7 protein-coding genes are annotated in these 7931 nt (G+C 40.6%); 6 read left to right on the top strand and 1 reads right to left on the bottom strand.

Features of this window, described 5'->3' with window-relative positions; all coding sequences use genetic code 11:
- Positions 1–428 precede the first annotated feature (428 nt).
- Positions 429–839: a GNAT family N-acetyltransferase gene (locus tag FC65_RS07395; RefSeq protein WP_056972126.1), complete on the top strand. Its 411-nt coding sequence runs from the start codon at positions 429–431 to the stop codon at positions 837–839.
- Positions 840–892: 53 nt separating this feature from the next.
- On the opposite strand, the gene hflX is transcribed toward FC65_RS07395, so the two are convergent.
- Entirely contained in the window at positions 893–2155 is a 1263-nt protein-coding gene (gene hflX, locus FC65_RS07390) for a GTPase HflX (RefSeq protein ID WP_056972125.1), read from the bottom strand.
- 399 nt (positions 2156–2554) lie between these two features.
- Here hflX and FC65_RS07385 point away from each other — a divergent pair, with 399 nt between their 5' ends.
- From FC65_RS07385 to FC65_RS07365, 5 genes are all read left to right on the top strand, one after another.
- A complete protein-coding gene (locus tag FC65_RS07385; protein WP_056972124.1) occupies positions 2555–4180 on the top strand; it encodes a peptide ABC transporter substrate-binding protein in 1626 nt (541 codons plus the stop codon).
- Positions 4181–4429: 249 nt separating this feature from the next.
- Positions 4430–5359, top strand: a complete 930-nt coding sequence (gene opp3b, locus FC65_RS07380; RefSeq protein ID WP_056972123.1) for an oligopeptide ABC transporter permease — start codon at positions 4430–4432, stop codon at positions 5357–5359.
- 3 nt (positions 5360–5362) lie between these two features.
- Positions 5363–6397, top strand: a complete 1035-nt coding sequence (locus tag FC65_RS07375) for an ABC transporter permease (RefSeq protein ID WP_056972122.1) — start codon at positions 5363–5365, stop codon at positions 6395–6397.
- Positions 6398–6406: 9 nt separating this feature from the next.
- Positions 6407–7447, top strand: a complete 1041-nt coding sequence (locus tag FC65_RS07370; RefSeq protein ID WP_056972121.1) for an ABC transporter ATP-binding protein — start codon at positions 6407–6409, stop codon at positions 7445–7447.
- A gap of 24 nt (positions 7448–7471) precedes the next feature.
- On the top strand, positions 7472–7931 hold a 460-nt coding region (locus tag FC65_RS07365; protein ID WP_156408598.1), incomplete at its 3' end, for an ATP-binding cassette domain-containing protein.

Here is a 7931-nt window from a genome sequence, read left to right as displayed (position 1 = left end):
TGCGTTTTTTGCATTGTGGCGTAAAAGTTAGATAAGCGGAACTTCTTCCTTGCTGCAGCCAGAATAAAAAATCAAAGCTGAATCCCCGCTTACTTTTCTACATTTTTTCTTGCCCCAAACAACACGGAATTTAAGGAAAATTGGGGAACGGTCTATAACTATAAAATTATGACACCATTGGCTTATCTGAATGTATACATCAATGAATAATGCTGCATTGATTTATGAGGAATTTTGAAATTTACAGCAAAAAAATCTCATTTTTTAATCAGGAAAAATTAGCGTAATTTGTCCTTACAAGCGCTAAATATAAGGATATTTGCAAATTTTACTTGAAAAATAAAGCTGATTTTCTTATAATAAAAAACATAAAATTATCATATTTTTTTAATCTTTGGCATGAATACATATTCGGGAGAGGTGAAATCATGGATTTGGTTGTAAATCCCAGACTAACTAAAAAGGAGATCACCACGCTTTATGACTCAGTCGGCTGGAAAAAAGATGTTGAAAATATTGATAACCTAAAAAAAGGCTTGAAGAAATCTTTTGTGATCGCAGCTTATGAGGATGGGCGTTTGGTAGGACTTGTCCGGGCTTTGAGTGATTTTTCAACAGTTGTGTACATTCAAGATCTGTTGGTTTGCCCTGAGTTTCAGGGGAAACGCATTGGTAAAACTTTAATGCTTCATCTCTTGAATTACTTTGGGGCGGTCGGTCAAATCATGGTTGCAGCAAAGCCCAATAATGATGCACGCAAATTTTTCCACTACTTAGGTTTTCAAGAGGGCAGTGACCGACAATTGTCCGCCTATGTCATGGACCGGCGCGTCCATTAACAACAAAAAAGAAGTAACGTGCAAACTTATCACGTTACTTCTTTTTATTTGGACTAAGAATTTTCAAACTTCTGTAAGATACTAGCAGTTGTGGGTGAGACTTCCGCTGTAATGACGGTCCCGTCAGCTGTGTAATCAGTTTTTAAGACACTTGAATTACTGTTGAGCTGTTCCAAGTATCTGCCTTGGTCAAAAGGTATCAGGTAAGTCTTGGTCATGAAATCGGCAAATAACTTATCTTTGACCATTTTGATCAAGAGCTTGAGTGAGTCATCATCACGAGCGCTATATGTGATCTGGTCGCCAGCAATTTCAGGATAGCGTAACTGTGGTTCCATGTCGGCCTTATTAAAGGCATAGATCATGGGGATCCCAGTCACGCCGATCTCTCGTAAAGTTTCCTCGGTGGTTTTGACCATTTCTTTGGCATGAGGGTCTGAGACATCGATCACCTGGACCAAGAGATCAGCTTGCGCAGCTTCAGCTAGTGTAGTCTTAAAAGCTTCGACCAGTTGATGGGGTAAAGATGAAACAAAACCAACTGTATCGCTGAGCAAGATCTCTTTGTTATCATCGAACTGGACTTTGCGCACAGACGTGTCCAAAGTGGCAAAAAGCATATTTTTTTCAAAGACCTGCTTTTCTTTTGGTTCGCCCGTTAAGCGCAGCAAGCCGTTCATTGTCGTTGATTTGCCGGCATTCGTATAACCAACAAGGGCAACTGTTTTAATGCCTGAACTATCACGGGCTTTGCGTTTAGTTTGTTCTTCTTGTTCAACTTCTTTAAGTTGATGGCGCAAATGTGTGATCTGATTTTGGATAGTCCGTCGGTTTAATTCCATTTGGGTTTCACCAGCACCACGACTGGTAAAACCGCCACCGCTGCTTCCGGCGGTTTGCTGGTCAAAACGATTTAAACTAGAAGTCCGCAACCGAGGGAGCCGGTATTGCAGAGAAGCAATTTGTACTTGGAGTTTGGCCTCTCGCGTATGAGCGCGACGGGCAAAAATTTCTAAGATCAAAGCAGTGCGGTCAATGACTGTCAGACCGGTTTCATCTTCGATGTTTCTGAGTTGGGTGGGTGTCAGTTCGTCATTTACGATCAGGTCGTTGGCTTCTTTGGCTTCAGCAGCGTTTTTAAGCTCGATCAGTTTGCCGCTGCCAAAATAACTGGCAGAGACCGGCTTATCTAATTTTTGAGTGATGGTCAATTCGGGACTAATGGTGGCGGCCTTGGCAAGGGCGGCCAATTCACTCATTTTATATTCAAAATTTTCATGTCCATTATCGATTCCTGCAATAATTGCACGATCCATATATTTTCCTCCATTCGTATTTCACAGCTATTATAACATTTACTTTCCTTTGTTTGGTCAGAGTTAGAAAATGAGGAAAAAACTATTTTTAGCCATATTTGCCCGTAAACTCTTAGAAATCTTGCCGAATGGATGAAAGAAAAATAAGAATCTCTGAAATACTTTATTTTTTAAAGGCTATATTAAAACGCTAACATTCATTTTATTTTGAGAAAAATGAGAAAAATTAAGACTGTTAGACCGCATAAAACTGGAGCTTATGCGGAATTACAAAAATAAATATTAAAAAAATTAGAGTATACTCTTGATTTTAATATCAATTTCATATAAAATTTATACAACGTAAAGAGAGATATGAGCGGTATCTGTCAATACATAGAAAAAGGAGTTGTTACTAGAATGAAGCTTAAAAAATTTGCTACAGCGGGTGCTGTAATGGCTGTTTCAGCTTTAACTTTGGCTGCTTGCGGATCTAAGTCTTCATCTAATGATTCAAAACAAGTTTTGAATTGGGATGAAACTGCTGAATTACCATCAATGGATCTGTCTAAAGCAACTGACGTGGTCAGTTTTGACCAATTAAATAACACAATGGAAGGACTTTATCGTTTAGGTAAAGACTCCAAGGTTGAACCAGGTTTGGCTAAAAAGACTCATGTTTCAGACGACGGTTTGACATACACATTTGATTTACGTAAATCAAATTGGTCTAACGGTGACAAGTTGACTGCTAAAGATTTCGTTTATTCTTGGCAAAGAACTGTTGATCCTAAGACTGGTTCACAGTATGCTTACCTCTTCGATGGTGTTAAAAACGCAAACGACATCATGGATGGCAAAAAGAAAACTAGTGAATTAGGGATCAAAGCTGACGGCGACTATAAGCTGACAGTTACTCTTGACAAGAAGATCCCTTATTTCAAATTGCTGATGGGCTTCCCTGTATTCTTCCCACAAAATGAGAAAGTCGTTAAGGATGCCGGCAGCAAATATGGTACTGCTTCGAAATATATGGTTTATAACGGACCATTTAAGTTGACTAAGTGGACTGGTTCTAACTTGAGCTGGACAGCTACTAAGAACAACAAGTATTGGGATAAGAAGAACGTTAAACTTGATGCTATCAACTTTAAGGTCAACAAGAGCAACTCAACTTCTTACAACTTGTACAAGACAGATAAATTGGATGGAACTCCTTTAAGTTCTGAACAAGCAAAACAGTTGAAGAATGATAAAGAATTCCTAACACGTTCTGCAGCAAGTACTTTCTACTTCCAATACAATCAAACTCAGAAACGTTTCCAAAACAAGAAGATCCGTCAGGCATTATCAATGGCGATCAACCGGAAACAACTTACTAACAAAGTCTTAGGCGATGGTTCAACCGTTTCTAAGGGACTTGTTTCTAAGGGCTTAGCTAAGAATGACGGTAAAGACTTTGCAGACCAAGCTTACGTCAAAGAAGGCGTTGAATACAATAAGGCCGAAGCTAAGAAGCTATGGCAAGAAGGTTTGAAAGAAGTCGGCGAAACTAAGATGGACATCAACCTTTTGAGTGATGACACAGATAAGGCTAAGGATTCAACAGAATTCGTACAAAGTCAGATCGAATCAACATTGGGCGACAGTGTTAATGTTCACGTTCAAAACGTCCCATTCAAGACACGTTTGACACGTTCTGAACAAGGCGACTTTGATCTTGTTATCTCAGCTTGGGGTGCTGACTTTGCTGATCCAATTAGTTTCTTGGACTTGTTCACATCTGATAACTCGCAAAATGATGGTGAATGGAAGAATGCTGACTATGACAAGTTGATCCAAGCTTCTAAGACAACTGATGCCGGCAACACTGACAAACGTTGGGATGATTTAGTTCAAGCTGAAAAGATCTTGGTCCAAGAACAAGGTATTGCACCACTTTATCAACAATCGACTGCATGGATGGTCAAGAGTAAAGTTAAGGGCATTATCTACAATTCATCTGGTGCCAGCTACAACTTTAAGAACACTTATATCAAGGAATAATCCGGTCTTGTTAATTTGAAAAGCCGAGTGCAGCCAGGGGGAATTGACACGCTCTATGTTGTCAGTTCCCTTTGACTTATCTTAGAAGTGATCAGCAAAAACCGAACTTTGTAAGAGTAATCAATTGCTAATCGATGTTCTAAAAGTTAAAATAAAAAAATGCTAATTGCATAATGCTGCATCAGCAAAAAAGGTAATGACCGATTTTGCTGTTGTACATAGTATGAACCTAGAATGTGAGGGTGAATTATGAAGAAATACCTGCTAAAAAGGGTTTTATATATGGCCTTGACACTGTTCTTGGTAGCTACCATAACATTCTTCTTAATGAAGTTAATGCCAGGGACGCCATATTCTAACCAGGAAAAAATGACACCACAGCAGATCAAGATCATGAACCAGCAATATGGATTGGATAAACCAATTTGGTTGCAGTACGTGATTTATATTTTCGGGATGCTTCATGGAGATCTGGGAACTTCTTTCCAGTTTAGTAATCAGCCCGTTTCGTACTTGATCTCAAGTCGGATCGGTGCTTCCGCTCAATTGGGTGTTCAAGCAATGATCTTCGGTGTTGTTTTAGGGATCATTGTTGGTTCCGTCGCTGCGATCTACCGGAATACATGGGTCGACACTACAGCGACAGTCTTATCTATCATAGGTAAGTCAGTACCTAACTTCGTGTTGGCTGTGTTGTTACAGTACTATATTTCGTTGAAGCTGGGCTGGTTCCCAATTGCCGATTGGGGTGGCTTTTCATACACGGTCTTGCCTACGATCGCTTTAGGTGTTGGACCCCTAGCGGAAACGGCGCGTTTCATTCGGACCGGGATGGTCGATGTACTAAACTCCGATTATATCGAACTGGCGCGCGCAAAAGGTTTGAACAAATTTGGTATCATTTACCATCATGCTTTGCGAAATAGTTTGATCCCATTGGTTACACTGATCGGACCATACACTGTTGCATTGATGACAGGTTCAATGGTTATCGAAAACATCTTCTCGATCCCTGGGATCGGTGAACAATATGTTAAGTCGATCCAAACAAACGACTACCCAACTATCATGGGTGTTACCATGTTATTCTGTTTTGGCTTAGTTTTGATCATCTTGTTCACAGATATTATCTATGGAATTATCGATCCACGGATCAGACTTACTGGAAATGAGGACTAATAAATGGCAGAAGAGAAATATAATTTACAACCAGATAGCTTCGAACCATTGGCTCAAGATCAAGATCAAGAGCTTGACAGTGAAAAAATTGCTGCTCCTTCATTGACGTTCTCACAAGATGCATGGCGTCGTTTGAAAAAGAATAAAGGTGCATTGATTTCCTTGTTTATCGTTTTGATCATGGCCATCGTGTCATTCGGCTCGACTCCTTTCATCAATCATTCAGAGTTGGTTAAGTCTAATCCTGAATATGCTAACTTACCAGCCAAGATCCCAGGTGTTAATATCAACGGATTAAACGGTAAGATGAAGGTTAGCGGCGTGTGGACTGATGTTTACAAAGAAAATGGCATCAAAGATAATGTTCACTTTATGTTGGGGACCGATTATTTGGGTCATTCCCTTGCACAACGTATTATTTACGGAACAAAAATTTCACTGACAGTTGCGATCGTTGCGACCTTGTTTGACTTACTGATTGGGGTCACGTATGGTATCGTATCGGGTTGGAAAGGAGGGCGAACTGATAACGTGATGCAGCGTATTATCGAAATCATTTCGTCCATCCCTAACCTAATTATCGTTGTTTTGATGTTGATCATCTTTAAACCAGGGATGACATCGATCATTTTGGCCTTGGCGATCTCAGAATGGACTACGATGGCCAGGATGATTCGAGCGGAGACGCTGTCACTTAAGACAGAAGAGTATGTCTTGGCTGCGCGGACACTAGGTGAGTCGACAACGAAGATTGCTTGGAAACATTTGGTACCAAATGTTTCAAGTATTATCATTATTCAAACGATGTACACGATCCCAACTGCCATCTTCTTTGAAGCTTTCTTGAGTTTCATTGGTATCGGGATCTCGGCACCACAAACATCACTGGGTGTATTGTTGAACGATGGTCAAAAGAACTTCCAGTTCTTGCCTTACCAGATGTGGTATCCGGCAATCGTTTTGGTTATCTTGATGATTGCTTTCAACCTTTTGGGTGATGGTTTACGTGATGCATTTGATCCAAGAACAAGAAGGTAGGTCGTATTTATGGGTGAAAGAATCTTAGATGTAAATAACCTTGAGATCAATTTTCATACCTATGCAGGCGATGTTAAAGCTATTCGTAATGTTAGCTTTCATCTGGATAAAGGTGAAACACTTGCAATCGTAGGGGAATCCGGCTCAGGTAAGTCAGTTACAACTAAAAGTTTAATGGGACTTTTGGCTAACAACGCTGAAGTGGTCGGCGGCTCGATCATATTCCATGGGGAAGATATCTTGAAGAAGTCTGAAAAACAGATGCAAGGGATCCGTGGTAAAGATATTGCCATGATTTTCCAAGATCCAATGACTTCTCTTGACCCTACTATGAAAATTGGCCGCCAGATCGCGGAACCATTAATGAAACATAAAAATGTTGAAAAGAAAAAAGCTCTAGCACAAGCTTTGGAGATCTTAAAGCTAGTTGGGATCGACAATGCAGAAAAGCGGATCAATGAATATCCGCACCAATTTTCTGGTGGGCAACGGCAACGGATCGTGATCGCGATCGCTTTGGTTTGTTATCCAGAGATCTTGATCGCCGACGAACCAACAACAGCTTTGGATGTTACGATCCAAGCACAGATCTTGGACTTGATGAAAGAATTGCAGCGAAAAATCGAAACTTCGATTATCTTCATCACCCATGACTTGGGGGTCGTTGCGGGCATGGCCAATCGTGTGGCTGTTATGTATGCCGGACAAATTGTTGAATATGGTTCTGTGGATGAGATTTTCTACAATCCACAACATCCATATACATGGGGGTTGCTTAACTCAATGCCGACATTGAGCAGTACAGATCTTCAAGCTATCCCAGGAACACCGCCTGACTTATTGGATCCGCCAAAGGGAGATCCATTTGCAGCAAGAAATCCTTATGCAATGAAGATCGATTCTGAAGAGAAGCCGCCGTTCTTTAAGGTTTCTGAAACGCACTATGCTTCAACCTGGCTGCTTCATCCGGATGCACCGAAGATCACACCGCCAGAAGAAATTGTGCGGCGCCAAGAGATTTTCAAGAAAATGCAAGCAAGCGCAAATTAATAGACCAAGGAAGGAAGAAACCACATGCCAGAAAATCGAAAAAAAGTTCTCGAAGTTAAGCATTTGAAGCAATACTTCGGCGTGGACAAACCTGAGATGGTCAAGGCGGTCGATGATATTTCTTTTGATATTTATGAAGGAGAAGTGTTTGGACTTGTTGGTGAATCAGGATCAGGTAAAACAACAGCAGGTCGGAGTATCATTCATTTGTATAATCCGACTGATGGACAGATCATTTTTAATGGGAAGGACGTTAGCTCGTTTAAGAGTAAGAAAGAAAAACTTGAATTTACTCGTAACATGCAAATGATCTTTCAAGATCCGCAGGCTTCATTAAATCCCCGGATGACAGTTGAAGACATCATCGCTGAAGGGATAGACATCCATCATTTGGCAAAAGACAAGGCTGATCGACGCCAGAAAGTTGAAGAATTGCTCGAAACTGTTGGTTTGAACCGCGATCACGCCAGCCGTTATCCGCATG

Origin of the sequence: Ligilactobacillus acidipiscis DSM 15836 (genome assembly GCF_001435755.1) — a bacterium.
Taxonomy (GTDB): domain Bacteria; phylum Bacillota; class Bacilli; order Lactobacillales; family Lactobacillaceae; genus Ligilactobacillus; species Ligilactobacillus acidipiscis.
The sequence above is the reverse complement of the archived record's forward strand: the minus strand, read 5'-3'. Positions and strand labels throughout refer to the sequence as shown.